Here is a 25,706-nt window from a genome sequence, read left to right on the forward strand (position 1 = left end):
CGACACGCTTTGCAGCAGAAGATTGGTATATCTGCCGCACCACGTCTTCAACGCTGCAGCCAGATATGCACCACACGCCCACCGCCCTCTTGCACCGATCATTGCGCTGGGCTGCTTTCGTCCTGGCTGCGGGCCTGATGGCAGGGTGCGCAGGCCTTCCACAGCACGTTGAGCGCCCCGTATCCACGTCGCTGCCTCCTTCGGACGGCTCAGCGCTGCAGAAGATTCTTTCCGGACTCGGTGGACCAGCCAAGGAAGCAAGGCGCGGGAACACCTCCGCCTTCCTGCTGCTCGACTCCCCCCAGGACGCATTCACCAGCCGCCTCGCCCTCATCCAGCAGGCCCAGAAAACCCTGGACCTGCAGTACTACGCCATCCACGCCGACGCCAGCAGCGAACGGTTGTTGCGCGGCATCGTGGCAGCCGCGCGGCGGGGGGTGCGGGTGCGCATCCTGCTGGACGACTTCCACAGCACAGGGCGCAATGCGCTGGTGATGCGCATGGCGTTCGAGCCGCGCATCGAGATGCGCATGTTCAACCCGGTGGCGGGCTCGCGGGCCTCGCCTATCGGGCGGCTCTGGAGCTCGCTCACCGACTTCTCCCGGGTGCAGCAGCGCATGCACAACAAGCTCTTCCTGGCCGACAACGTGATGGGCGTGACGGGTGGGCGCAATCTGGGCGATGCCTATTTCGGCTTCTCCGATGCCGCCAATTTCGTGGACATGGACGTGCTGGCCGCCGGCCCCATCGTGCAGGACATGTCGCGCAGCTTCGACAGCTACTGGAACAACGAGCGGGCCTATCCGGTGCAGTCGCTGATCACGCGCGAGGAGCTGGACCGCCTGCGCACACAGGTGCTGCAGGACGATGGGAGCAACGACCACTCCGGCGACGAGGACGTCACCGGCGACGCTGCCGCGCCGGCTCGCAGCGGCGCAACCCAGGCGGCGCGGAACGTCTCCGGCAACGGCAGCGTTGCCGACAGCAGCAGCAACGAGCGTGCAGGCAGCAGCCGCCCGATGCCGCCCGATGGAGAGCCGCGCCCCGCCGCAGGCGGGCCCACGCAGGAGCAGCGCGAGCGCGTCTGGCGCGCCAGGCCCATGGATCTGGCGCGGGCCGGTTTCGTGTGGGCGCCTGCCGTGCTGATGGCGGACAAGCCGACCAAGATCCCGCTGGACGACCCTGCGGCCTCCGCGAGCAGCGATGCACCTGGGCAATCCCCCGCGGCGCCCGGCTCCACGCCTGAAGGCCCGGAGCCAAAGACGGGCACGATTCCCATCACATCGGATGGCGACACGGTGGTGGATGGCGTGCTCAAGCTGATCGGCCTGACGCGCAGCGATCTGCTCATCATCTCGCCCTATTTCGTGCCCGGCGACGACATGAAGGCCGCCTTCGCCAAGGCGCGCGCTCGCGGCGTGCGGGTGCGCATCCTGACCAACTCGCTGGCGTCCAACGATGCGCCCATCGCCCACGTGGGCTATGCGCGGCACCGCCAGGAGCTGCTGGACATGGGCATCGAGCTCTACGAGATGCGCAGCGACGCGGCGGGCCTGCGCTCGGCCTTCGGCAGCAGCGCAGGCGCAGCGGGCGGCGAGCCGGCGCAGGATTCGCGGGCCATGCTGCACTCCAAGGTCATGGTCATCGACGGCCGGCTGCTGGTGATCGGCTCGATGAACCTGGACCTGCGCTCGCAGCTGCAGAACACCGAGATCGCGCTGCTGATCCGCAGTGCCGAACTCTCGGGCCAGGCGGCCGCGCAGATCGAATCGGCCATGCGGTACAACGCCTGGCGGCTGGAGCGCGATGCGCAGGGTGGCCTGCGCTGGATCGCGCCCGAAGGCAGCGGCCTGCCCGATGCCACGACCGACCCGAACACCAGCCTGGGCCTGCGGCTGATCCTCAAGCTGCTGGGGCCGCTGGCGCCTGACCAGCTGCTGTGAGCTGCTGCGCCACCCATTGCGTGATCGCCTGCTGGTCCGTCATCGTGCGCACGTGCTGGTAGGCGGCCTCGGCCTCGGGGTAGCGGCGTCGCAGCAGGTTGAGCCACTGCTTGAGGCGGCCGGCGCGCTGGCGCGGCTCCAGGTCCTCGCACACCAGCTGCCAGAAATCGGCGATGTGCGGCAGCAGCGCGGCCCAGGGCAGCGCTTCGCCGTGCGGCGGGCCTCCCGCCTCGTCGGCCGCACGGATGGCCAGGGCCAGCCCGGGGTCGGCGACGATGCCGCGCCCCAGCATCAGCGCCTGCCCGCCTGACACCTCTCGGCAGCGCTGAGCGTCGGCGACGGTCCAGATCTCGCCATTGGCCACCACGGGGATGGCGACGGCGGCGCGGATGGCCGGAATGCGCTCCCAGTACGCGGGCGGGCGGTAGCCGTCCGTCTTGGTCCGCGCATGCACGACCAGCTCGCAGGCGCCGCCGTCGGCCATGGCCTGGGCGCATTCCAGCGTCAGGCTGGTGTCGTCGTAGCCCAGGCGCATCTTGGCGGACACAGGCAGATGCGCCGGCACCGCGCGCCGCACGGCCGAGACCACGGCGGCGATGCGCTCGGGCTCGCGCAGCAGCGCCGCGCCGCCGCCGTGGCGGTTGACCACCTTGGCGGGGCAACCGAAGTTCAGGTCGATGCCTTCGGGGCCCAGCTCGGCCAGCCGGGCCGCGTTCTCGGCCATGCTCACCGGGTCGGAGCCCAGCAGCTGGGCGCGCACCGGCACGCCGGCCCGGGTGCGCCCGCCGTGGTTCAGCTCGGGGATGTAGCGCAGGAAGACCTTGTCGGGCAGCAGCGAATCGGTGATGCGGATGAATTCGGACACGCAGCGGTCCACGCCCCCCACGCGCGTGAGCACGTCGCGCAGCACGAAGTCGAGCAGCCCCTCCATGGGCGCCAGCAGCAGCGTCATGGGCGGGCCCTCGGGCACCGGGCCGGCAAGGCCCGCAGCGATAGCGCCGGACACCGGCGATCAGTTGAAAACATGAATGAAAACTGCCTTGAGCGCTTGATTATCCTGCGCACCACGCTATCAAATATATAGCAAACCCATTCCCGCCAAGACCCCGCGTCATGGCCGCGTCACGCCTACCGTGTCCAATAGGCCACCTGCCTCGTGGCAGGCTACCGCTCCATGCTGCTGCAGAAAACCGACAAAGCCCGACTCGAACTCTCGCCCGGCGTTCGCACGCTCAGCCTGCGCGAGCGTTCGCTGCTGCTGCTGGCCGACGGACGGTCCAAGGTGGAGTTGGACGCGATGTACAACGGCCTGGGCGCCGAGATGGTGAGCGAACTGCTGCGCCAGGGCTATCTGACCGCACTCGAACCGCCCGGCACGCCGGCGGACACCGATGCCGGCGCGGGCGAAGCACCGGCCCCCTCGAACGCACTGCGGTCGCTGGCCGGCGCCCGCATGTACCTCTTCGACATGTGCGAGCGTATGTTCGCCCGACGCGACCCGGAGCTGGCCGAGCAGTTCCGCGAAGCGCTGCGCGCCGCGCGCGACCGCGACAGCATGCTGGAAGTGGGCGAAGGCCTGCTGGCCGAGATCACCGTGCAGGCCGGCGCAGAGCGGGCGGCCTCGGTGCGGGAACGCATGCAGCAACTGCTGCCGGCCTGACGAGGCCGCGCCACGCAGGCACGGGCATCGGCACCGGCCTCGCATCACCTCAGGCCGCAGCGGCCAGCCGCCAGAGCGAAGTCACTTCGGCCGAACGCGCCGCGTGCAGCGGATCGGACGGGTCCGCCGCCTTGCCGTGGCGCGGGCGCACGTCGTGCCGCTGCAGCACGCGCAGGCCACCGGCGGCGATCCACTCCAGCAGTTGCGCACGTGGGCGCAGCCCCAGGTGCTCGGCCAGGTCCGACAGGATCAGCCAGCCCTCCCCGCCCGGCGCCAGGTGCTCCGCCAGGCCCGCGAGAAAGCCGCGCAGCATGCGGCTGTCTTCGTCGTACACGGCACGCTCGATGGGCGCATTGGCGCGCGCCGGCACCCAGGGCGGATTGCACACCACCAGCGGCGCGCGGCCTGCGGGAAAGAGGTCAGCCGTCTGCAGCTCCACCTTGCGATGCAGCCCCAGGCGGTGCAGGTTGTCGGCCGCGCAGGCCAGCGCGCGCGGGTCCTGGTCGGTCGCCACCACGCGGGCCACGCCGCGCCGGGCCAGCACCGCCGCCAGCACGCCGGTGCCGGTGCCGATGTCGAACGCCAGCGCCTGGGCGCCGGCCGGCAGCGGCGTGGCGGCCACCAGGTCGATGTATTCGCCACGCACGGGCGAATACACGCCGTAGTGCGGATGGATGCGCGCGTCCTCGCCCAGGGCGGCGATGGGCACGCCCTTCTTGCGCCATTCGTGCGCGCCGACCAGGCCCAGCACCTCGCGCAGCGACACCACGGCGGGCTCGCCGGAGGGCGGGCCCCAGGCCTCGATCAGGGCCGCGCGCAGGTCGGGCGCACGCCGCAGCGGAATGCCGTAGTCGGCATCCACCGGCACCAGCACCTGGGCCAGCGTGCGCGCACGCTGCGCCTGCGCCTGACGGTGCAGATGGAAGGCCTGGCCGGGCATGGCTGCGGCTGCAGCCACCGCATCGCCGGCCGGCTTGGCCGCCGCCTTGCGGCCCCGCGATGGCGACTTGCGGCTGCGCGCATCGGCGCGGCGCGCCAGCGCCTGCAGCAGCTGCCGGGCGTTGTGGAAGTCCCCCGCCCAGAGCAGCCCCGTGCCTTCGCAGGCCAGGCGATACGCCGTGTCGGCCGCCAGCGTGTCGTCGGCCAGTTGCACGCGGCGCGGCGCGGGCGCCCCGCTTTCCGCGCGCCAGAGCGCGCTGCGCTCCTGGCCGGTGGCGTCTTGCCAATGGATGGTGTTCATGCGCGGTCTGCCCGGAAAGGGGGTTCTGAAAGGCAACATGCGCGCAACCGGAGCGGATGCGCGCATGCCAGAGAGGGAAGGCGGGCCGGCCGTGCGCCCCGCAAAGGGCGCCGGGCCACTGGCCCGGGGATCAGTTCAGCGGGCGCTTCAGGCGCACTTCCTCGATCTTCACGCCGCCGACGACGGCGGTCTTGGCGGTGGACATCTCGCGCTTGAAGCCGGCCATTTCGTGGAAACGCAGCGCACGCTCGTTGCGCAGCGGCACCCAGGCGGTGACGTTGGTGCAGCCTTCTTCCTGCAGGCCGTCGCGGGCGGCGTCCCACAGGGCCACGCCCACACCCTGGTTCCAGTGCGTGGGGGCGGCGTAGATGGCCCAGATCTCACCGGTGGTGGGACGGGACTTCTCATCGCGGGAACGGTCGAAGCCGACGAAGCCGACGATCTTGTCGCCGTCCACGGCGACCTGCACTTGCGGCTCGCAGTATTCGATGGCCTCGCGCCAGTAGGCCTGGCGCTTCTCGACGGAAGACATGGACTTCAGCTGGTCGTCTGGCAGCAGGCCGCGGTAGGCCTCGGTGGCTGATTGCGTGTGGATCTGGGCAATGGCTTTGGCGTCGCGGAGGGTGGCGGGACGGACCTGGATACTGGACATGGGAACGGAACGGAAACGGATGAAAAAACGAAAAAGAGCGGCATTGTCGCCGCAAATGGTTTTTCGACTCAATCCTTCCGTTATAGGAGGCCCTTCAGGTGGCCTTGCGCGGCCTGCCCCGCACCCCTTGCGCGAAGCCCGCGGCGCCCTTCAGCCGAAGCGTTTGAGCCAGGCCAGAACCTGGTCGAAGCGCGCGCCGTAGGGCGGATAGAGCAGGCTGCCGAGCGACCAGCGCGCCTGCGCCAGCACCGATTTCTGGTGGCAAAAGCGCAGGAAGCCCTGCTCGCCGTGATAGGCGCCCCAGCCGCTGTCGCCCACGCCGCCGAAGGGCAGGTTGTCGTGCGCCACGTGCAGGAGCGTGTCGTTCAGCGTGACGCCGCCGCTCACCGTGCCGCGCAGCACGGCGTTGCGCCCCGCCTCGCTGCGGCCGAACCAGTAGAGCGCGAGCGGGCGCGGGCCGGCGTTGATGTGGGCGATGACATCGTCCGGCCGCTCGTAGGCCAGCACGGGCAGCACCGGGCCGAAGATCTCCTCCTGCATGAGCTGCATGGCCTGCGTGGCGCCGAAGACGAGCACGGGCGGCATCTGCCGGCCCACGCCGTCGCCGATGCTCTGCGGGGGCGGCGGGGGCGAGCCGGGCACCGGCTCCAGCACATGCACTTCGGCGCCCAGCGTCTGCGCCTGCTGCAGCATGGTGCGCAGCCGCGCCAGGTGCCGGGCGTTGATGACGGCCGCGTAGTCGGGGTTGCCCTCGAAGTACGGGAACAGGCGTGCCACGGCGGCGCGGTAGGCCTCGGCGAAGGCGGCTTCGCTGCCGCGCGGCAGCAGCACGTAGTCGGGCGCGATGCAGGTCTGGCCGGCGTTGAGCAGCTTGCCGTGCGCGATCTTCAGCGCGGCCTCGTGCAGGTCGCAGTCCGCATCGATGATGCAGGGCGACTTGCCGCCCAGCTCCAGCGTGGTGGGCGTGAGGTTGGCCGCCGCCGCCAGCGCGACCTTGCGGCCGATGGCGGTGGAGCCGGTGAAGAAGAGGTGATCGAACGGCAGCGAAGCCACCAGCGCCGCCACGGCGGCATCGCCCTGCACCACGCAGAACTCGTCGGGCGAGAAGAACTGCGCCACCAGCAGGGCGAGCTGCGCCGAGGTGTGCGGCGTGAGCTCGCTGGGCTTGAGCATGACGCGGTTGCCCGATGCCAGCGCGGCGATCACCGGGCCCAGGGCCAGCTGCACGGGGTAGTTCCAGGGCGCGATCACGCCGACCACGCCCAGCGGCTGGCGCTCGATCCAGGCCTGCGCGGGCTGCAGCATGAGCGGCGTGCGCACCTTCTGCGGGCGCGACCAGCGCGCCAGATGGCGCAGCGTGTGCCGCAGCTGCGAATGCAGCATGAGCAGGTCCGCCACCTCGGTCACGCGCGGGGAGCGCATGCCGAAATCCGCCTGCACCGCCGCCGCCAGCACGGGGCCGTTTTCCTGCAGCAGCTTGCTCAGGCGCAGCAGGCGTTCGCGCCGCACCATCAGCGGGACATCGGGCTGCGCGCGGCTGGCCTGGCGCTGGACTTCGAACTGGTGGCGGATATCGGCAGGCGTCATGGGAACATCATAGGCAGCGGGCGTGCAACGGGCTGTAAGGCCGGCAAGCACTGTCGCGGCGCGGCGCGCCGGCTGCAGCGCCGCTCAAAAAAGAAAACGCATGGCAGCCATTGCGGCGCCGGGCGTGCCCGGGCTGCAGTGACCGCCATGCGCTGCGGTGGCGTCAAGCCGGTGGATGCTGCGCGCAGGCTCAGCGCACTTCGCGCGGCTCGACCACATCGACCACCACGTCGCGCGCGCCGGGCAGCTCGCGCGAACGCGCGCCAGGCGTGGCCGGCTCCTCGGCACGGCCGCCGCGCGCAGTCCAGCGGGCGGTGCTGCGATAGACCGTGCTCCAGCCTTCGCGGGGGTCCATGCGCATGGTCCAGGGCGTGACGGGCCGGCCTGTGAGCTGGGCCCAGAGGGCGCGCACGCCCCATGCCAGGGCCAGCACGGCGGCTGCGGCGACCAGGCTCAGGAAGAACACCAGCCCCACGACCACCACGAACAAGCGCAGCGTCCACCGGATCAATCCAGCTACGAAATCATTCAAAACCTTGCTCCTTTCTGGCGGTTGCGCGGTGCACATACGCGCCGCGCAACCCATATTGGAACCGGAGCTTCAAGCCCCCACGGGCTGCGGGGTGCCGAACCGGAACACGCCCGGCTCCAGTACCGGATCCACATCGACGGGAATCACGCTCTTGGGCGGGAAGCGCCCTTCCAGCAGGAGCTTGGACAGCGGATTCTCGATGCGTTGCTGAATGGCGCGCTTGAGGGGGCGCGCCCCGAACACCGGATCAAAACCGACCTTGGCCAGCTCGGCCACGGCGGCAGGCGAGACCTGCAGCGCGAGGTCCATCTTGGCCAGCCGGGCCTCCAGCAGCTGCAGCTGGATGCGGGCGATGGCTTCGATGTTCTTCGCGTCGAGCGCGTGGAACACCACGGTCTCGTCGATGCGGTTGAGGAATTCGGGTCGGAAATGATTCTTGAGTTCCCCCCAGACCGCCTCTTTGATGTCCTGCGAGTCCTGGCCGACCATGGCCTGGATCAGATGCGAGCCGATGTTGCTCGTCATCACGATCACGGTGTTCTTGAAGTCCACGGTGCGGCCCTGGCCGTCGGTCAGGCGGCCGTCGTCCAGCACCTGCAGCAGCACGTTGAACACGTCCGGGTGGGCCTTTTCCACCTCATCGAGCAGCAGCACGCTGTAGGGCTTGCGGCGCACGGCCTCGGTCAGGTAGCCGCCTTCTTCATAGCCCACGTAGCCGGGCGGAGCGCCGATCAGGCGGGCCACGGAATGTTTTTCCATGAACTCGCTCATGTCGATGCGCACCAGATGGTCTTCGCTGTCGAAGAGGAAGCCCGCCAGCGCCTTGCACAGCTCGGTCTTGCCCACGCCCGTGGGGCCGAGGAACAGGAACGAGCCCGTGGGCCGGTTCGGGTCCGACAGGCCCGAGCGCGAGCGGCGGATGGCGTTGGCCACGGCGGCGATCGCCTCGTCCTGGCCCACCACGCGCTCGTGCAGCTTGTCTTCCATCAGCAGCAGCTTGTCCTTTTCGCCCTGCATCATCTTGGAGACGGGAATGCCCGTGGCGCGGCTCACGACCTCTGCGATCTCCTCGGCGCCCACCTGGGTGCGCAGCAGGCGGTTGGGCGTGGCGGTGCCATCGGTGCCCTCTTCCTTGGCCTGCGCTTCCTTGAGCTGGCGCTCCAGGTCCGGCAGCTGGCCGTACTGCAGCTCGGCGACCTTGTTGAAGTCGCCCTTGCGCTTGAGGTCCTCGATCTGCAGCTTCACCTTCTCGACCTGCTCGCGCACGTGCTGGCTGCCCTGGGCCTGGGCCTTCTCGGCGGTCCAGATGTCCTCCAGGTCTGCGATGTCCTTCTGCAGCTTGCCGATCTCCTCTTCGAGCAGCGCCAGGCGCTTCTGCGAGGCCTCGTCCTTTTCCTTCTTCACGGCTTCGCGCTCGATCTGCAGCTGGATCAGCCGGCGGTCGAGCTTGTCGATGGCCTCGGGCTTGGAATCGATCTCGATCTTGATCTTGGCCGCGGCCTCGTCGATCAGGTCGATGGCCTTGTCGGGCAGGAAGCGGTCGGTGATGTAGCGGTTCGACAGCTCGGCCGCGGCCACGATGGCCGGGTCGGTGATCTCCACGCCGTGGTGCAGCTCGTACTTTTCCTGCAGGCCGCGCAGGATGGCGATGGTGGCCTCCACCGTGGGTTCGCCCACCAGGATCTTCTGGAAGCGCCGCTCCAGCGCCGCGTCTTTTTCGATGTACTTGCGGTATTCGTCGAGCGTGGTCGCGCCCACGCAGTGCAGCTCGCCGCGCGCCAGGGCGGGTTTCAGCATGTTGCCCGCATCCATGGCGCCTTCGGCCTTGCCGGCGCCCACCATGGTGTGCAGCTCGTCGATGAAGACGATGGTCTGGCCCTCGTCCTTGGCCAGCTCGCTCAGCACGCTCTTCAGGCGTTCCTCGAACTCGCCGCGGAACTTGGCGCCAGCCAGCAGCGCGGCCATGTCCAGGCTCAGCACGCGCTTGTTCTTGAGCGATTCGGGCACTTCGCCGGCCACGATGCGCTGGGCCAGGCCTTCGACGATGGCGGTCTTGCCCACGCCGGGCTCGCCGATCAGCACGGGGTTGTTCTTGCTGCGGCGCTGCAGCACCTGGATGGCGCGGCGGATCTCGTCGTCGCGGCCGATCACCGGGTCCAGCTTGCCGGCGCGGGCGCGCTCGGTCAGGTCCATGCAGTATTTCTTGAGCGCCTCGCGCTGGCCCTCGGCCTCGGCGCTGTCCATCTTCTGGCCGCCGCGCACGGCTTCGATGGCCGATTCCAGGCTCTTGCGCGTCAGGCCGTTGGAGCGGGCCAGCGTGCCCACGTCGCCCTTGGCGTCGGCCACGGCCAGCAGGAAGAGTTCGCCCGCGATGAACTGGTCGCCGCGCTTGATGGCTTCCTTTTCGGTGGCCTGCAGCAGCCGGCCCAGCTCGGGGCCGACCTGCACGCCGTCGCCGCCCTGCACCTGCGGCAGGCGCTGAATGGCGGCTTCGGCCGCGGTTTCGAGCCCGCGCACGTTGGCGCCGGCACGCTCGAGCAGCGCGCGCGGGCCACCGTCCTGGCGCAGCATGGCCAGCAGCAGGTGGGGGGCTTCGATGTAGGCGTTGTCATGCCCCAGGGCCAGCGATTGCGCATCGCCCAGGGCTTCTTGGAACTTGGTGGTGAGTTTGTCTTGTCGCATGATGGAAAAACCTCCGGATTGCCATGGATATGCGGCCGTCCGGATCGGATTCAAGCCGGACGGCGAGCGTGTGCAGTGCGCCGGCCTTGCCGGACAATGTCCGGACCCCATCACCCCAGGAGCCCCGCCATGCCCCCGATCGCCCCACCCCGCGTGCCCCAGTTGTCCCGCCGCGCCTTCACCGCCGCCACCCTGGCCACGGCGGCCGGCTGGGCCGGCGCGCAGCCGCAGGGCGCGCCGGTGCGGCTGCTGGTGGGTTTTCCGGCCGGCGCGGGCAGCGACGCCATCGCGCGCCTGCTGGCCGACAAGCTCAAGGACCTGCTGCATGCGCCCGTGGTGGTCGAAAACCGCGCCGGCGCGGGCGGGCAGATCGCCGCTCAGGCGCTGAAGACGGCCGCGCCGGACGGGCACACCTTGCTACTCTCGCACGACCACACCATCTCGATCTTGCCGCAGGTCATACGCAACCCGGGTTTCCAGCCGGCGGCCGATTTCGTGCCCGTGGCCGGCCTGGCCACCTTCGCCAACGTGCTGGCCGTCTCGGGCGCCACGCCTGCGCGCAGCATGGACGAGTACGTGCGCTGGGTGAAGACCCAGCGCGGGGGCAAGGACACGATCGGCGTGCCCGCGCCCGGCTCGATCCCCGAATTCCTCGTACGGCTGATGGCGCAGCGCTACCAGCTGGACCTGCAGGCCGCGCCCTACCGCGGCAGCGCGCCCATGACGGCCGACATGCTGGGCAACCAGATCGCGGCGGGCATCGCCTCGGTGCCCGACCTGATCGAGCTGCAGCGCGCGGGCAAGCTGCGCATCGTCGCCGTCATCGGCGCCAGGCGCCAGCCGCTGCTGCCCCAGGTGCCCACCTTCGGCGAGCTGGGCTTCGACCATCTGGACGACTACCCCTACTACGGCCTGTTCGCACCGGCCGGCACGCCCCAGCCGGTCATCGACCGCTTCGGCGCCGCGCTGCAGCAGGCGCTGGCCATGCCCGACGTGCGCGAGAAGCTCACCGCCATGGGCCTGAACGTGGGCTTCGAGCCGCAGGGCCAGTTCGCGGGGCGGGTGCGGACCTATACAGCGGCCTGGCAGCGCATCATCCGGGACAGCGGGTTCCAGCCTTTATGAGCCGCAGCGCTTGATGCGCCTGGGCATTCAGCTATCAAATCAATAGCGAATCAGCGTGAAGGCGCATTCGCGGCGCGGATGCCCCAGCGCTCCAGCGCCGCATCGTCCGAGACGCGCGCATCCACCCAGCGCGCGCCCTCGGGCGTGGCTTCCTTCTTCCAGAACGGGGCCTGGGTCTTGAGGTAGTCCATGAGGAACTCGCAGGCCTGGAAGCTCGCGCCCCGGTGGGCCGAACTGACGGCCACCAGCACGATCTGGTCGAGCGGCGCGAGCAGCCCCACGCGGTGGATCACCCGGGCGCCGAGCACGTCGAAACGCGCCAGGGCCTCGTCGATCATGGCCTCGATCGACTTCTCGGTCATGCCGGGGTAGTGCTCCAGCTCCATCGATGCGACGCTCTGGCCGTCGCTGCGGTCGCGCACCACGCCCACGAAGCTGCACACCGCCCCCACGCGGGCATCGGCAGCGCGCAGCGCGGCCAGCTCGGCGGCCACGTCGAAGTCGGCGGTCTGGATGGAAACGCGGGGCATGGCGGCACTCATGGCGAACGGTGCAGGCGGGGGGCGGACAGCGCCACGATCTGCTCGGCCACCACCGTCTCCAGCTGGCGGCCGGCCGCGGGCGCGCCGGGCGCGGCCAGCGCGGCCTGCAGGCGCTTCAGGTCGGCCACGGTGGGCGCCACGCGGATCTGCGCGGTGGCACCCGCCACGTTGCCGACCTTGACGAGCGCCATGATCTTCTGGGTCCATTCGTTGGGATTGCGGGCCATGCGGTGATGTCGTCTGCGAAGTGATCGAAAAAAGGGGAAACAGGAAGCGGACGGTGCGAAGGCCGCACGCGCCATGCCGCCCACGGGCGGCGCAGGCCGGCGGAAATGCGTTGAAAGGGCCGGCCATGCCATCATCTGCGCCAGATCCTCAGACCTTCATGCGCGCGGCGGCAGCCGCCCACGGCCTGCAGCCCCGCACTTTAACGCTCCCGACATGGCCACACAGACCATCACCACCGACCGCTACAAGCTTTTTCCGTCGCCCCGCAACCAGCACCGCGTTGTCTTCGAGCACGAGGTCTTCGTGCCCCACCCCTACGCGATCATCGACCTGCCGAGCTTCGACCTGAGCGGCCGCTACAGCCTCTTCGCCGCCTGCCGCCTCTCGGACATGAAGATGGGCCAGCTCGTCACCTTCGAGCTGACGCAGGACATGGAGCGCTTCGAGTCGCGCTTCGTGCCGGACTGAGCGAAACCGAACGCGAACGGAAAGCACCGCGTATGTCCGAAGAAGACAACCAGATCCACGTCCCCCCGTCCTTCATCGCCGTCTATAGCGACACCCGCCAGCGCCTGACCGAGCGCAGCGACGTCGTGCGCGCCCGCTACGAGCTCTGCGAAGACCTGGCCTGCCACCTGGTGGAGCGCGCGCAGACGCTCTACCACACCCAGGCGCCGTCCGAAGCCGACATTCTGCGTGGCATCCATTCAGGCCTGAACACGGCAGATTCCGGCGTGATCGCAGCAGAAGCGCGCTGGATCACGCTGCGGCTGGCGGAGCTGCTGGAGTGGCGCAGCCCGGAACTGCCCGCAGCCTGAAATCTTTACGCGAACGTTTACACGGCCGTGGCTATACTTTTCGCCATGCATTCGCGCCAGCACTGCTCCCCAACCGCCGCCCAGCCGGCGGCAGTGCGCTGCGCAGGCAAAGCCAAGAAACCACAGCTCATCTGACCGGAGCTGCGGTTCCGTCCGGATGAGCGACGGAACCACCTGGCAGCCCCACCCCACTCCCCCTCCCCTTGTTGCCGACCCTGGTCGGACTGCCCGAACGGTCGCCGCGCGCATGCATCTGGCGGTACTCCGAAACGGTCGTTCTTCCGTCCTCAAGGATTCGCCATGCCCCAAGCCACACAGCCAGCCACCCCAGCCACGTCCGATTTCTCCGGGCTCTGGGTTCCCCTCGTCACGCCCTTCCAGGGCGGGCACATCGACCATGCCGCGCTGCGGTCGCTGGTGCAGCGCCTGCGCGGCAGCGGCATCGCCGGCTTCGTCGCCTGCGGCTCCACGGGCGAGGCAGCCGCGCTGGAAACCGCCGAGCAGGACGCGGTGCTGGACACCGTGACCGACGCCGCCGACGGCCTGCCGGTGGTGATGGGCCTATCGGGCTACCACCTGGGCCATGTGCTCGAGCGTGTGCGGCAGCTGAACCAGCGCCCGCTCGCCGGCCTGCTGGTGCCGGCGCCGCACTACATCCGCCCTTCGCAGGCCGGGCTGCGCCAGTGGTTCAAAGCCATCGCCGAGGCCAGCGCCCGTCCGCTCATCGTCTATGACATTCCCTACCGCACCGGCGCCACGCTGGAACTGGCCACGCTGCGCGCCCTGGCGGCCCACCCGCGCATCCGGGCGATCAAGGACTGCGGCGGCGATGCCGCCAAGACGCAGGCGCTGATCGCCGATGGCGCGCTGCAGGTGCTCGCGGGCGAGGATGGGCAGATCTTTTCGACCATGGCCCTCGGCGGCGCAGGCGCCATCGCCGCCAGCGCGCACTGGCGGCCCGAGCGGCTGGTGGAATGCATGCAGGCCATCGCCCAAGGCGAGCTGGACCGCGCCCGGCCGCTCTGGCAGGCGCTGGCGCCGCTGATCCCGGCCCTCTTCGCCGAACCCAACCCCGCGCCGGTGAAGGCGCTGCTGGCGCAGCAAGGCTGGATGGACGACGGGCTGCGCGCTCCGATGACGCCGGTGTCGCCCGCACTGGCACAGCGGCTGCGCGAGCTGGCGGCCGCACAGGAAGCGGCGCTCGCGCGGCTCTGAGCGGAAAGAGGAACGGCGGGCGGCCTCAGCCGCCTTTAACAGCCCTTACCCGCCCGTGACGGGCGGAAAGAACGCGACTTCGGCGCCCGCCTTCAGGGCCGCGTCTTCGCCGCTCATGGTCTGGTCGAGCGCCATGCGCACCGCCCGGCCGGGGGCGAGCGCGGTGGACCAGGGCTCGCCGCGGGCGATGAGTTCGCTCCGCAGTGCGCCCAGGGTGGCGGCGCGGGTCTGCACGGTTTCGCTGCCGCGGCCGATAGCCTCGCGTATGGAGGCGAAATAGCGCACCTCGACGGTGATGGCGGCGGCAGTGGTGTCCTGGCTCATGACAGCAGATCGGCGAAGGAGATGAAACGCACGGTGTCGCCCCGGGCGATGGTCTGGCCCGCGGGGTTGTCCACCACGCCGTCGCCCCAGGCGGCGGAGGTGAGCACGCCCGAGCTTTGGTTGCCGAAGCGCTCCAGCCGGCCGTCCGCGCCCCAGCGCACGCGCAGGAATTCGCGGCGCTTGTCGGCGCGCAGCCAGTCGAAGCCGGCGGTGACGGCCATGGCGCGGGGCGCCACGTCGGCCGTGCCCTGCAGGGCCAGCAGGAAGGGGCGCACCAGCAGCGAGAAGGTGACGAAGCTCGACACGGGGTTGCCCGGCAGCCCCATGAAATGCGCGTCGCCGATGCGGCCGTAGGCGAAGGGCTTGCCCGGCTTCATGGCGATCTGCCAGAGGTGCAGCTCGCCCAGCGTCTCGACGGCGGGCTTGATGTGGTCTTCCTCGCCCACCGACACGCCGCCGCTGGTCAGGATGAGGTCGTGCGCGGCGCTGGCCGAGCGCAGCGCCTCGATGGTGGCGTCGCGCCGGTCGGGCACGATGCCCAGATCGGTCACATCGCAGCCCAGCCGGCGCAGCATGGCGCGCAGGAAGAAGCGGTTGCTGTTGTAGATGGCGCCGGGCGGCATGCGCTCGGGGGGCACGTCGCCGGGCATGACGAGTTCGTCGCCGGTGGAGAACAAGGCCACGCGCGGGCGCCGCGACACCGTGAGCCGCGCCAGCCCGATGCTGGCGGCTAGCCCCAGGGATGCGGGGCCCAGCCGGGTGCCGGCGGAGAGCACCTGGGCGCCCAGGGTGATGTCTTCGCCCGCCCGGCGGATCCACTGCCCGGGCGCGGGCACGGCGTTGATGCGCACGCGCTCGCCGCCCTCCAGCGGCTCGCAATCTTCCTGCATGACGATGGCGTCGGCGCCGGCCGGCACCGGGGCGCCGGTGAAGATGCGGGCGGCAGTGCCGGCTGCCAGCGGCTGGGCGGCGCTGCCGGCGGGAATGCGCTGCGAGACGGGCAACTCGGCTGCGGTGGCACCGCCACCCGCCAGATCGGCCACACGCACGGCGTAGCCGTCCATGGAGCTGTTGTCGGCTGGCGGCACCTGCAGCGGCGAGGTGGCGCCCTCACGGAGCACCCGGCCGTCGGCGTCGAAGCTGTCCACGGTCTCCACGCCGAGCACGGGCACGGCCCGGGCCAGCAGTTCGGCGAGCGCGTCGTCCAGCGGTTTCAAGGGGGCTCGCATCAGAGGGCTCCTGCGGGATGAGGGGGAACGGCCGCTGCGGATGCAGGCGCCACCGGACGGGCGTAGTCGAAGCGCCCGCCCTGGACCAGCAGCCAGTTCGCCAGCGCGTGCGGGTCGCGCACGTCGAACACCGGCAGCGTGGTGGGCGCGGGCAGGCCGGCGGGCGCGGCATCGGTGGCGATGGCGACGATGTGCGGGTCTTCGGGGTAGCGCGCGGGACGCTCGCGGTAGTCGGGCGAGGGCATGCGCCAGACCTCGACCTTGGGCAGGTCGCTTTCCTTGAAGCCTTCGACCAGCACCCAGTCCACGCCGGCATCGAGCTCGGCCAGCAGCGCATGCACGCTGAGGGCGCCGGGCGACTCGAATTCGCGCATCACGGCCAGGCGCCGGTCGGAGGCCACGGCCACCTCGTAGGCGCCGGCCTCGCGGTGGCGCCAGGTGTCCTTGCCGACATGGTCGATGTCGAAATTGTGGTGCGCATGCTTGACCACCGACACGCGCAGGCCCTGCAGCCGCAACTCGGGAATCAATTGCTCGACCAGCGTGGTCTTGCCGCAGCCCGAAAACCCGGCAAAGCCGACCACCTTCATCCTGATTCCTTTGTGCTATTCAAACCATAGCTGCGAGCCGTTGCATGGCAAGGGCTGCAGGCTTTTTTTGCTTCAGACCGCTTCAGGCGGCTTCCGGCACGTGGCGGCGGATGTAGTCCTTGACCGCCTCGGCATCGGCGGGCATCAGCTGCACGCGCTTGGGCAGGGCCTCGATGCCTTCGAACTTCGCGGGCCGCTCGGGCGGCTGGCCCAGGGCCTGGACGATGGTTTCGGCGAACTTGATGGGCAGCGCCGTCTCCAGCACGATCATCGGCACGGCCGCATCGCCGCGCTGCTCCAGCGCCACCTTCACGCCGTCGGCGGTGTGGGTGTCGATGGTCACGCCGTGGCGCACGAAGTTGTCCTTGATGGTGGCCAGGCGGTCGGCATGGGTGCTCTTGCCGCTGGCGAAGCCGTAGCGCGTGGCGGCTTCGGCGAAGTGCGGATCGGCACTCAGGTCGAAGCGGCCGTCGCGGGCCAGCGCGTCGCCGAACAGCGCCTGGGTGCGCGCGGCGTCGCGGCCCAGCAGGTCGAACACGAAGCGCTCGAAGTTGCTGGCCTTGCTGATGTCCATCGAGGGGCTGGAGGTCTCGTGCGTGTCGGCGCTGCCGCGCACGCGATAGACGCCGGTGCGGAAGAACTCGTCGAGCACGTCGTTTTCGTTGGTGGCCACCACCAGCCGGTCGATGGGCAGGCCCATCATGCGCGCGACGTGGCCGGCGCAGACGTTGCCGAAGTTGCCCGAGGGCACGGTGAAGCTGACCTTCTGGTCGTTGGTCTCGGTCGCCTGCACGTAGCCGGCGAAGTAATAGACCACCTGAGCCAGGAGGCGCGCCCAGTTGATCGAGTTGACGGTGCCGATCTTGTAGCGGCGCTTGAACTCCAGGTCGTTGCTCACGGCCTTGACGATGTCCTGACAGTCGTCGAACACGCCTTCGATGGCGATGTTGTGGATGTTCGCGTCCTGCAGGCTGAACATCTGCGCCTGCTGGAAGGGGCTCATGCGGCCGCTGGGGCTGGTCATGAAGACGCGCACGCCGGCCTTGCCCTTCATGGCGTATTCGGCCGCGCTGCCGGTGTCGCCGCTGGTCGCGCCCAGGATGTTGAGCTGCTCGCCGCGCCGGGCCAGTTCATATTCGAACAGGTTGCCCAGCAGCTGCATGGCCATGTCCTTGAAGGCCAGCGTGGGGCCGTTGGACAGGGCTTCGAGCCAGAGGCCGTCTTCGAGGTGGCGCAGCGGCACGATCTCGCCAGTGCCGAAGACCTCGGCCGTGTACGTCTTCTCGCACAGGCGCTTCAGGTCTGCGGCGGGAATGTCGTCGATGTAGAGCGACAGGATCTGGAAGGCGAGTTCCGCGTAACCCTGCTCGTGGTAGGCCGTGCGCAGGCGGGTGAGCGCGGCGTCGTCGATGCGCGGGTAGCGCTCGGGCAGATAGAGGCCGCCGTCGGGCGCCAGGCCTTCGAGCAGGATGTCGCAAAAGCGCTTGCGGTCCGAATGGCCGCGCGTGGAGAGGTACAGCATCAGTTCAACTCTTCCTTGCGGATGCGCGTGATGGGCGCGAGCACCGTGGGCAGGGCCTGCATCTGGACGATGGCGTCGTTCATGGTGCCTTCGCGGGTCTCGTGCGTGAGGATGATGAGGTCGGTCTGCGCGGCGCCTTCGCCGCCCACTTCGTCGGCCTCGCGCTGCAGCACGGCATCGATGCTGATGCCGGCGCCGGCCAGCAGGCCCGTGACCTTGGTCAGCACGCCGGCCTGGTCGGCCACGCGCAGGCGCAGATAGTAGCTGGTGACGAATTCGCTGGCAGGCAGCACGGGCAAGGCGGCCTGGGCCTGGTCCAGCGTGTGCGGCTGGAAGGCCAGGTAGGGCACGCGGTGGCCGGGGTCGGCCGAGGCCAGGCGGGCGATGTCCACCAGGTCGGCGATCACGGCGCTGGCCGTGGGCTCGCTGCCCGCGCCCTTGCCGTAGTAGAGCGTGGTGCCCACCGCATCGGCCTGCACCACGACGGCGTTCATGGCGCCTTCGACGTTGGCGATCAGGCGCTTGGCCGGGATCAGCGTGGGGTGCACGCGCAGCTCCACGCCGTCCACGCCCTCGCCCGTGCGGCGCTTGGCGATGCCCAGCAGCTTGATGCGGTAGCCCAGCTGCTCGGCGTACTTGATGTCGGCGCCGGCCAGCTGAGTGATGCCTTCGACGTAGGCCTTGTCGAACTGCACCGGGATGCCGAAGGCGATGGCCGACATGATGGTGGCCTTGTGCGCGGCATCCACGCCTTCGATGTCGAAGGTCGGGTCGGCCTCGGCGTAGCCCAGCGCTTGAGCCTCCTTGAGCACCACGTCGAAGTCCAGGCCCTTGTCGCGCATCTCGGACAGGATGAAGTTGGTGGTGCCGTTGATGATGCCGGCGATCCACTGGATGCGGTTGGCCGTGAGGCCTTCGCGCAGCGCCTTGATGATGGGGATGCCACCGGCCACGGCGGCCTCGAAGGCGACCATCACGCCCTTGGCGGCGGCGGCGGCGAAGATCTCGGTGCCATGCACGGCCAGCAGCGCCTTGTTGGCGGTGACCACGTGCTTGCCGGCGGCGATGGCTTCGAGCACCAGCGCCTTGGCGATGCCGTAGCCGCCGATGAGCTCGACCACGATGTCGATGTCGGGGTTGGCGATGACGGCACGGGCGTCGCTGACCACCTGCACGTGCTCGCCGGCCACGGCGCGGGCGCGCTCCACATCCAGGTCGGCCACCATGGTCACTTCGATGCCGCGGCCGGCGCGGCGGCGGATCTCTTCCTGGTTGCGTTGCAGCACGTTGAAGACGCCGCTGCCCACGGTGCCAATGCCCAGCAGGCCTACTTGGATCGGTTTCATATCAAAAATCTCAGGTCAAAATGGTCTGGAGCGCTTGATCTATCTACGCTCGCAGCTATCAAAAAAGGAGTGAATTCCCGTCAGGCGGCGGCGTGCCGCTGGCGGTACTGGGCGAGGAAGTCCGCCAGCCGGCCGATGGCCACGCGCAGGTCGCCCTCGTGCGGCAGGAACACGATGCGGAAATGCTGGTTGTCGGGGAAGTTGAAGCCCGAGCCCTGCACCAGCATCACGCGGGTGGCGCGCAGCACTTCCATGAAGAACTGGCGGTCGTCGGCGATGGGGTACATCGCCGGGTCCAGGCGGGGGAACATGTAGAGCGCCGCCTGCGGCTTGACGCAGCTCACGCCCGGGATCGCCGAGATGAGCTCGTAGGCCAGATCGCGCTGGCGGCGCAGGCGCCCGCCTTCGGCCACCAGATCGTTGATGCTCTGGTAGCCGCCCAGCGCGGTCTGGATGGCCCACTGGCCGGGCACGTTGGAGCCCAGCTTGAGGTTGGCCAGCATGTTCAGGCCTTCGATGTAGTCGCGCGCATCCTGCTTGGGGCCGGAGACGATCATCCAGCCGGCGCGGAAGCCGCACGAGCGATAGGCCTTGGAGAGCGAGTTGAAGGTGAGCGTCAGCACGTCGGTGGAGAGGCTCGCCATCGAGGTGAAGACCGCGCCCTCATAGAGCACCTTGTCATAGACCTCATCGACCATCAGCACCAGGCCGTGCTCGCGGGCGATGGCGACGATGCCGCGCAGCAGCTCCGGCGGATAGAGCACGCCGGTGGGGTTGTTGGGGTTGATGACCACGATGCCGCGCGTGCGCGGCGTGATCTTGGCGCGGATGTCGTCCAGGCTGGGCAGCCAGCCGTCGGCCTCGTCGCAGAGGTAATGCACGGGCTTGCCGCCCGAGAGCGAGACCGCGGCCGTCCAGAGCGGGTAGTCGGGCATGGGCACCAGCAGCTCGTCGCCGTCGTCGAGCAGCGCATTGGTGGCCATCACGATCAGTTCGCTGGCGCCGTTACCCAGGTAGATGTCGTCCAGCGTCACGCCGGCGATGCCCAGCTGCTGCGAGTAGTGCATCACCGCCTTGCGCGCGGCGAAGATGCCCTTGCTGTCCGAATAGCCTGCCGAGTCGGGCAGGTTGCGGATCATGTCCTGCTGGATTTCCTCGGGCGGATCGAAGCCGAACGGCGCCATGTTGCCGATGTTCAGCTTGATGATCTTCTGACCCTCGTCCTCCATCTGCTTGGCCGCATCCACGATCGGGCCTCGCACATCGTAGAGAACGTTATTGAGCTTGGCGGATTTGTGGACGGTCTTCATGCTGCGCGATTGGCGGCGCCAAAGGCCGCCAGGAGAAGGGGAATCGGTCCTGCGGGGCACGGCGCACCCCCGGTGAAACCTATAATTTGACCACAGTTCTACACGACGGAACCGGGCCCGCGCCCTGCGGCACGCAGGGCCCCTGCACGGGGCCACCCACCCGGACATCCCCATGAAATTCCAGCCCGACCGATCCGACGCCCAGAGCATCAATGCCTACGGGCCCGGCTGGATCGGCATCGACGCCGAACGCATCACGCACAGCGTGGTCATCACCTCCGGCGGCGTGCGCACCGAATGGCACTGCGCGCGCTACGAAGACCTCACGCCCGCGCACTTCGCGCAGCTGGCCGAGCTGGACTGCGAGCTGGTCATCTTCGGCAGCGGCGGGCGCAACCGCTTCCCGCCGCCGGCCTGGCTGCAGCCGCTCATGGCGCGGCGCATCGGCCTGGAAACCATGGACACGCAGGCCGCCTGCCGCACCTACAACATCCTGGCCGGCGAGGGCCGCAACGTGGCCGCGGCGCTGCTGCTGGAGAGCACCGAACCGGCATGATTCGTGCATTTTGGTTACAGACTGCGACCGGCGAAAGTGTGCGTTTCAGGGTAAAATACCGGGTTGCGGTCGGGGGCCTAGTCCAGCTGCAACATCACACCCGCACCCCCGATTTTCCAACGACTACCCTCCTGAGAGACTGAGTGCCATGGCGATCGTTGTCAACAAACCCCTCCCTGAATTTGAAGCCAACGCGACCGGCGGGATCAAGGTCTCCAACACCTCGCATCTGGGCCAGGTTCTGATCCTGTACTTCTACCCCAAGGACAACACGCCCGGCTGCACCACCGAAGCCATGCAGTTCCGCGACAAGTACAAGGACTTCGCCAAGGCCGGTGCCGCCGTGTTCGGCGTGTCGCGCGACAACATGAAGTCGCACGACGACTTCAAGGAAAAGCTAGAACTGCCTTTCGAGCTGATCGCCGACACCGAAGAGAAGATGTGCCACATGTTCGGCGTTGTCAAGAACAAGATCATGTACGGCAAGAAGGTCAAGGGCATCGAGCGCAGCACCTTCCTCATCGGCCCCGATGGCGTGCTGGTGCAAGAGTGGCGCGGCCTGAAGGTGCCCGGCCATGTGGACGAAGTGCTCAAGGCCGTCAAGTCCATCAAGGCCCTGAAAAAGGCCGCCTGAAACGCTGCGGCGACTTGCCGGGCCGTTCACCGGGAATATGCATAATGGGTCAATGCCTCTGAGCGACGCAACGCCCCCTTCCCCCTCCAAAGCCGTCTGGGTCTCCAGGCGGCTTTTTGCTTTCTGACGCACGCCGTCCCTCACCCTTCCCTTCCCCCAAGCGAGGCCACCGCCCCATGCCCCTGCCCCCCGCCCCCGCCAAGCGCGCCGCGCTGCTGTCCCCGGATGCGTACCTGCAGAACGCCCACGCATCGTCCGACGCGGTGACGCCCGCCCGCCCATCCGAAGAAGTGGCGCCCGCCGCCGCAGTGCCCTCCACCCGCCGCAGCCGCAAGGCCGCGGCCACCAGCCGCCGCAATGCCGCAGAGGCTGCGGCCGCGACCACCTCCGTGTCGGCAGCACCCGCCGTGGAAGCCGCGCCGGCACCGCAGCCTGCGCCCCGCAGCCGCACGCGCAAGGCCCCGGCAACCGCCGCGCCCGCGCTCACCACCGCCCCGGCGAGCGCACCCGTGGCCGCCCAGCGCACCACCGCCACGGCAGCGCCCAAGCCCGCCGTGGCCGAGCGCCCGCGCAAGGCACGCAGCACCGGCCCGAAGAAGATGTTCGTGCTGGACACCAACGTGCTGCTGCACGACCCCACCTGCCTGTTCCGCTTCGAGGAACACGACATCTTCCTGCCGATGATCGTGCTGGAAGAGCTCGACGGCCACAAGAAGGGCATGACCGAGGTCGCCCGCAACGGCCGCCAGGCCAGCCGCACGCTGGACGCCCTGGTGGGCGTGCAGGGCGCCGACATCGGCAAGGGCATCGCACTCGATTCCACGGGCCAGCGCGCCGCCGGCGGCTGCCTGCACTTCCAGACCGAGCCGCTCGACTACCAGCTGCCCACCAGCCTGCCGCAGGGCAAGGCCGACAACCAGATCCTCGGCGTGGTCGAGGCCCTGCGCCAGCGCTACGCGCCGCGCGAGGTGGTGCTGGTGTCCAAGGACATCAACATGCGCGTCAAGGCGCGCGCCCTGGGCCTGAACGCCGAGGACTACCAGAACGACAAGACGCTCGAAGACGGCGACCTGCTCTACTCCGGCGTGCTGGCCCTGCCGGCCGACTTCTGGACCAAGACCGGCAAGAACGTCGAAAGCTGGCAGCAGGGCGCGCACACCTACTACCGCATCGGCGGGCCGGTGGTGCCGCAGCTCATGATCAACCAGTTCGTGTATTTCGAGGCGCCCGGCGAGCCCAGCCTGTTCGCGCGCGTCACCGAGATCCGCGACAAGACCGCCGTGCTGCAGACCCTCAAGGACTACGGCTCGGCCAAGAACGCGGTCTGGGGCGTGAACACGCGCAACCGCGAGCAGAACTTCGCCATGAACCTGCTCATGGACCCGGAAGTGGACTTCGTGACGCTGGCCGGCACCGCCGGCACCGGCAAGACGCTGATGGCCCTGGCCGCCGGCCTCACCCAGGTGCTGGACGACCGCCGCTACACCGAGATCATCATGACCCGCGCCACGGTGAGCGTGGGCGAGGACATCGGCTTCCTGCCCGGCACGGAAGAGGAAAAGATGGGCCCCTGGATGGGCGCGCTCGACGACAACCTCGAATTCCTCGCCAAGGGCGACGGCGGCAATGCCGGCGAATGGGGCCGCGCCGCCACCAACGAGCTGATCCGCAGCCGCATCAAGATCAAGAGCATGAACTTCATGCGCGGCCGCACGTTCATGAACAAGTACGTCATCATCGACGAGGCGCAGAACCTGACGCCCAAGCAGATGAAGACGCTGATCACGCGCGCGGGGCCCGGCACCAAGATCATCTGCATGGGCAACCTCGCGCAGATCGACACACCCTACCTGACCGAAGGCTCCTCCGGCCTGACCTACGCGGTGGACCGCTTCAAGGGCTGGCCGCACAGCGGCCACATCACGCTGGCGCGCGGCGAACGCTCGCGCCTGGCAGATTTCGCCAGCGAGGTGCTCTGAGCATGGCCATCGGTTGGATGACGGCCCTCAAGCTCGTCCCCTGGGGCGAGGTGATCGAGGCGACGCCGCAGATCCTGCAGGCGGCCCGCCGCTTGATGGGATCGACCCGCAAGGGCGCCGCCGAAGACGTGCAGGCCACCGGTGCCGATGCCGGCGGCGCGATCGCGATGAGCACCGCCGACCAGTTGGCGGTGATGCGCGACGCCCTGGTGCAACTGCAGGACGAGCAGCGCGCCTCGGCCCAGCTGATCGAGTCGCTGGCCGAGCAGAACGCCCTGCTGGTGCGCGCCGTCGATGCGCTGCGCCGGCGCCAGCAGCGGCTGGTGTGGGCCGCCTGGGTGCTGGGCGCCTCCACGGCCGGGCTGCTGGTCTGGGCCTTCACCCGCTGAGCGCCGCCGCGGCAACGCTATCAAAAAAAGAGCCCCTGGCGCTTGTGCATCAAGCGCCAGGGGCTTTTTTCATTTCACACTGACTTCAGTACCGTAATTCGCTGGACTACGCCGAAGCCAGATACAGCAGGTTTATCAATAACTTAGGCGCGTTCATCATATGCCGGTGCTTTCTGAAACCTGATCCGGCTTCCTGCCTCGTGGCTCCCATGTGGCCCCTGGAAACCGGGTCTTTCCGAGGAGTCATCGTGGCAAAAATCAAGCTCACCAAGTCCGCAGTGGATGCGGCACAACCCCAGGCGCAGGCCGTCGAACTGCGGGACACGCTGGTGCCCGGCTTCCTGTGCAAGATTACACCAGCGGGCCGCAAGGTGTTCATGCTCCAGTACCGCACGAACGCCGGCGAGCGCCGCAAACCCGCTTTGGGCCTGTATGGCGAACTGACCGTCGAGCAGGCCCGCTCGCTGGCCCAGGAATGGCTGGCCCAGGTACGCCGGGGCGGCGACCCGGCCGCCGACAAGGCGGCGGCGCGCAAGGCGCCCACGGTCACGGAACTGTGCGTGAAGTTCATGGAGGATCACTCCAAGCAACGCAACAAGCCCAGCACCCGCCGGGGCTACCAGGGCGTCATCGACCGCTGCATCGTCCCCTTCCTGGGCCGCATCAAGGTTCAGGACGTGAAGCGCCCGGACGTGGCCGGGGCGATGAAGAAGATGGCGCACAAGCCCGCCGAGGCGAACCGCGCTTTCAGCGTCATGCGCAAGATGTTCAACCTGGCCGAGGTCTGGGGTTATCGGCCGGACGGCACCAACCCATGCCGCCACGTCCCGGTGTACCCCGACGGCAAGGCCACCCACCTCATCAGCGACGAGGACATGGGCAAGCTGTTCCGGCACCTTGACGGTATCGAGGCCGAAGGGCTGGAGAACTACGTCATCCCGCTGGCGATCCGCCTGCAATTCGAGTTTGCCGGGCGGCGCTCCGAGATCATCTCGCTGGAATGGGCATGGGTGGATCTGGACAACCGCCGCGTGGTCTGGCCCGATAGCAAGACAGGTGGCATGTCCAAGCCCTTGAGCGAGGAAGCCTACCGGCTGCTGTCCACCGCGCCGCGCCGGGACGGCTGCCCCTACGTGCTGCCGTCGCCGAACGACCCGGCCAAGCATCTCACCGAGGGCGAGTATTACGGTGCCTGGTGCCGCATCCTGAAGGCGGCGGGCGCTACGCACGTGGGCACGCATGGCATCCGCCACCGTTCGGCCACTGACATCGCCAACTCGGGGATTCCGGTGAAGGTGGGCATGGCGCTGACGGCGCACAAGACCGTGGCGATGTTCATGCGGTACGTCCACACGGAGGACGATCCGGTGCGGCAGGCCGCCGAGCTGGTGGCGAACCGGCGCAAGACGATCACCGGGGCGCAACGCACCGAGCAGGCGTCCGCATGAACGGCAAGATGCCGTCGGCTGCGGCAGGCGCGGCGTTGCCAGCCTTTCGTGTCGGAAATCAGGCCCGCCGAATTGTCGCGACGCTGTCGCGACAATTCGAGCGTGGGTCACCAAGCCTTGCAGCAAGGTTGTCACTTGACAACCTTGCGCATCAT

25 protein-coding genes are annotated in these 25,706 nt (G+C 68.9%); 11 read left to right on the forward strand and 14 right to left on the reverse strand.

The window, feature by feature from the left end; translation table 11 throughout:
- Nucleotides 1–65 precede the first annotated feature (65 nt).
- Entirely contained in the window at nt 66–1,943 is a 1,878-nt protein-coding gene (locus tag BM070_RS07955; RefSeq protein WP_092939124.1) for a phospholipase D family protein, read from the forward strand.
- Here the strand turns inward: BM070_RS07955 and BM070_RS07960 are convergent.
- Nucleotides 1,903–2,895: a tRNA dihydrouridine synthase gene (locus BM070_RS07960; protein ID WP_092939125.1), complete on the reverse strand. Its 993-nt coding sequence runs from the start codon at nt 2,893–2,895 to the stop codon at nt 1,903–1,905. The genes BM070_RS07955 and BM070_RS07960 overlap by 41 nt on opposite strands.
- Nucleotides 2,896–3,117: 222 nt before the next feature.
- Between BM070_RS07960 and BM070_RS07965 the strand changes: the two genes are divergently transcribed.
- A complete protein-coding gene (locus BM070_RS07965; RefSeq protein ID WP_092939247.1) occupies nt 3,118–3,603 on the forward strand; it encodes a hypothetical protein in 486 nt (161 codons plus the stop codon).
- A 49-nt stretch (nt 3,604–3,652) separates the two neighbouring features.
- On the opposite strand, the gene BM070_RS07970 is transcribed toward BM070_RS07965, so the two are convergent.
- The 5 genes from BM070_RS07970 to clpB all read right to left on the reverse strand — a co-directional run bounded on the left by BM070_RS07970 (nt 3,653) and on the right by clpB (nt 10,296).
- Nucleotides 3,653–4,843, reverse strand: coding sequence for a methyltransferase (locus tag BM070_RS07970; protein WP_092939126.1), 1,191 nt, complete (start codon nt 4,841–4,843; stop codon nt 3,653–3,655).
- 130 nt (nt 4,844–4,973) lie between these two features.
- A complete protein-coding gene (locus BM070_RS07975) occupies nt 4,974–5,495 on the reverse strand; it encodes a GNAT family N-acetyltransferase (protein ID WP_092939127.1) in 522 nt (173 codons plus the stop codon).
- Nucleotides 5,496–5,645: 150 nt separating this feature from the next.
- Entirely contained in the window at nt 5,646–7,082 is a 1,437-nt protein-coding gene (locus BM070_RS07980) for a coniferyl aldehyde dehydrogenase (RefSeq protein ID WP_092939128.1), read from the reverse strand.
- A 190-nt stretch (nt 7,083–7,272) separates the two neighbouring features.
- A complete protein-coding gene (locus BM070_RS07985; protein ID WP_092939129.1) occupies nt 7,273–7,614 on the reverse strand; it encodes a hypothetical protein in 342 nt (113 codons plus the stop codon).
- A 69-nt stretch (nt 7,615–7,683) separates the two neighbouring features.
- Nucleotides 7,684–10,296: an ATP-dependent chaperone ClpB gene (gene clpB, locus BM070_RS07990; protein ID WP_092939130.1), complete on the reverse strand. Its 2,613-nt coding sequence runs from the start codon at nt 10,294–10,296 to the stop codon at nt 7,684–7,686.
- A gap of 129 nt (nt 10,297–10,425) precedes the next feature.
- Here clpB and BM070_RS07995 point away from each other — a divergent pair, with 129 nt between their 5' ends.
- On the forward strand, nt 10,426–11,421 hold the full coding sequence (locus tag BM070_RS07995; protein ID WP_139222784.1) for a Bug family tripartite tricarboxylate transporter substrate binding protein: 996 nt from the start codon (nt 10,426–10,428) through the stop codon (nt 11,419–11,421).
- Nucleotides 11,422–11,471: 50 nt separating this feature from the next.
- On the opposite strand, the gene BM070_RS08000 is transcribed toward BM070_RS07995, so the two are convergent.
- Together BM070_RS08000 and BM070_RS08005 are read right to left on the reverse strand one after the other, a co-directional pair.
- Nucleotides 11,472–11,951: a molybdenum cofactor biosynthesis protein MoaE gene (locus BM070_RS08000; protein WP_092939249.1), complete on the reverse strand. Its 480-nt coding sequence runs from the start codon at nt 11,949–11,951 to the stop codon at nt 11,472–11,474.
- Between the two features lie 8 nt (nt 11,952–11,959).
- Nucleotides 11,960–12,190, reverse strand: coding sequence for a hypothetical protein (locus tag BM070_RS08005; protein ID WP_092939131.1), 231 nt, complete (start codon nt 12,188–12,190; stop codon nt 11,960–11,962).
- A 214-nt stretch (nt 12,191–12,404) separates the two neighbouring features.
- Here BM070_RS08005 and BM070_RS08010 point away from each other — a divergent pair, with 214 nt between their 5' ends.
- From BM070_RS08010 to dapA, 3 genes are all read left to right on the forward strand, one after another.
- Entirely contained in the window at nt 12,405–12,659 is a 255-nt protein-coding gene (locus tag BM070_RS08010) for a hypothetical protein (RefSeq protein ID WP_092939132.1), read from the forward strand.
- 32 nt (nt 12,660–12,691) lie between these two features.
- Nucleotides 12,692–13,009 carry a hypothetical protein gene (locus tag BM070_RS08015; RefSeq protein ID WP_092939133.1) on the forward strand — a complete coding sequence of 106 codons (318 nt, stop codon included), beginning with the start codon at nt 12,692–12,694 and terminating at the stop codon, nt 13,007–13,009.
- Nucleotides 13,010–13,309: 300 nt separating this feature from the next.
- On the forward strand, nt 13,310–14,224 hold the full coding sequence (gene dapA / locus BM070_RS08020) for a 4-hydroxy-tetrahydrodipicolinate synthase (protein ID WP_092939134.1): 915 nt from the start codon (nt 13,310–13,312) through the stop codon (nt 14,222–14,224).
- Nucleotides 14,225–14,269: 45 nt separating this feature from the next.
- Here the strand turns inward: dapA and moaD are convergent, their stop codons facing one another.
- The 6 genes from moaD to BM070_RS08050 all read right to left on the reverse strand — a co-directional run bounded on the left by moaD (nt 14,270) and on the right by BM070_RS08050 (nt 20,545).
- On the reverse strand, nt 14,270–14,548 hold the full coding sequence (gene moaD / locus BM070_RS08025; RefSeq protein WP_092939135.1) for a molybdopterin converting factor subunit 1: 279 nt from the start codon (nt 14,546–14,548) through the stop codon (nt 14,270–14,272).
- Nucleotides 14,545–15,777 (reverse strand): molybdopterin molybdotransferase MoeA, encoded by a 1,233-nt coding sequence (locus tag BM070_RS08030; protein ID WP_092939136.1) that lies wholly within the window; start codon nt 15,775–15,777, stop codon nt 14,545–14,547. Before BM070_RS08030 ends, moaD begins: the two co-directional genes overlap by 4 nt.
- On the reverse strand, nt 15,777–16,367 hold the full coding sequence (gene mobB, locus BM070_RS08035; RefSeq protein ID WP_092939137.1) for a molybdopterin-guanine dinucleotide biosynthesis protein B: 591 nt from the start codon (nt 16,365–16,367) through the stop codon (nt 15,777–15,779). The genes BM070_RS08030 and mobB overlap by 1 nt, the downstream gene beginning before the upstream one ends.
- A gap of 82 nt (nt 16,368–16,449) precedes the next feature.
- Nucleotides 16,450–17,889: a threonine synthase gene (thrC, locus tag BM070_RS08040; protein ID WP_092939138.1), complete on the reverse strand. Its 1,440-nt coding sequence runs from the start codon at nt 17,887–17,889 to the stop codon at nt 16,450–16,452.
- Nucleotides 17,889–19,235: a homoserine dehydrogenase gene (locus tag BM070_RS08045; RefSeq protein ID WP_092939139.1), complete on the reverse strand. Its 1,347-nt coding sequence runs from the start codon at nt 19,233–19,235 to the stop codon at nt 17,889–17,891. The genes thrC and BM070_RS08045 overlap by 1 nt, the downstream gene beginning before the upstream one ends.
- A gap of 80 nt (nt 19,236–19,315) precedes the next feature.
- A complete protein-coding gene (locus BM070_RS08050) occupies nt 19,316–20,545 on the reverse strand; it encodes a pyridoxal phosphate-dependent aminotransferase (protein ID WP_092939140.1) in 1,230 nt (409 codons plus the stop codon).
- 172 nt (nt 20,546–20,717) lie between these two features.
- On the opposite strand from BM070_RS08050, the gene BM070_RS08055 reads away from it, so the two are divergent.
- The 5 genes from BM070_RS08055 (at nt 20,718) to BM070_RS08075 (ending at nt 25,551) form a co-directional block, all read left to right on the forward strand.
- The gene (locus BM070_RS08055; protein WP_092939141.1) at nt 20,718–21,101 is read left to right on the forward strand and encodes an Mth938-like domain-containing protein; all 384 of its coding nucleotides are present in this window, start codon (nt 20,718–20,720) and stop codon (nt 21,099–21,101) included.
- A gap of 148 nt (nt 21,102–21,249) precedes the next feature.
- Nucleotides 21,250–21,735 (forward strand): peroxiredoxin, encoded by a 486-nt coding sequence (locus tag BM070_RS08060; RefSeq protein ID WP_092939142.1) that lies wholly within the window; start codon nt 21,250–21,252, stop codon nt 21,733–21,735.
- 176 nt (nt 21,736–21,911) lie between these two features.
- The gene (locus BM070_RS08065) at nt 21,912–23,714 is read left to right on the forward strand and encodes a PhoH family protein (RefSeq protein ID WP_092939143.1); all 1,803 of its coding nucleotides are present in this window, start codon (nt 21,912–21,914) and stop codon (nt 23,712–23,714) included.
- 2 nt (nt 23,715–23,716) lie between these two features.
- Complete coding sequence (locus BM070_RS08070) at nt 23,717–24,103, forward strand: hypothetical protein (protein WP_092939144.1); 387 nt, start codon at nt 23,717–23,719, stop codon at nt 24,101–24,103.
- A gap of 248 nt (nt 24,104–24,351) precedes the next feature.
- Nucleotides 24,352–25,551, forward strand: a complete 1,200-nt coding sequence (locus BM070_RS08075) for a tyrosine-type recombinase/integrase (RefSeq protein ID WP_016451583.1) — start codon at nt 24,352–24,354, stop codon at nt 25,549–25,551.
- Nucleotides 25,552–25,706 lie beyond the last annotated feature (155 nt).

The organism is Paracidovorax wautersii (assembly GCF_900113035.1).
Classification (GTDB): Bacteria; Pseudomonadota; Gammaproteobacteria; order Burkholderiales; family Burkholderiaceae_C; genus Paracidovorax; species Paracidovorax wautersii.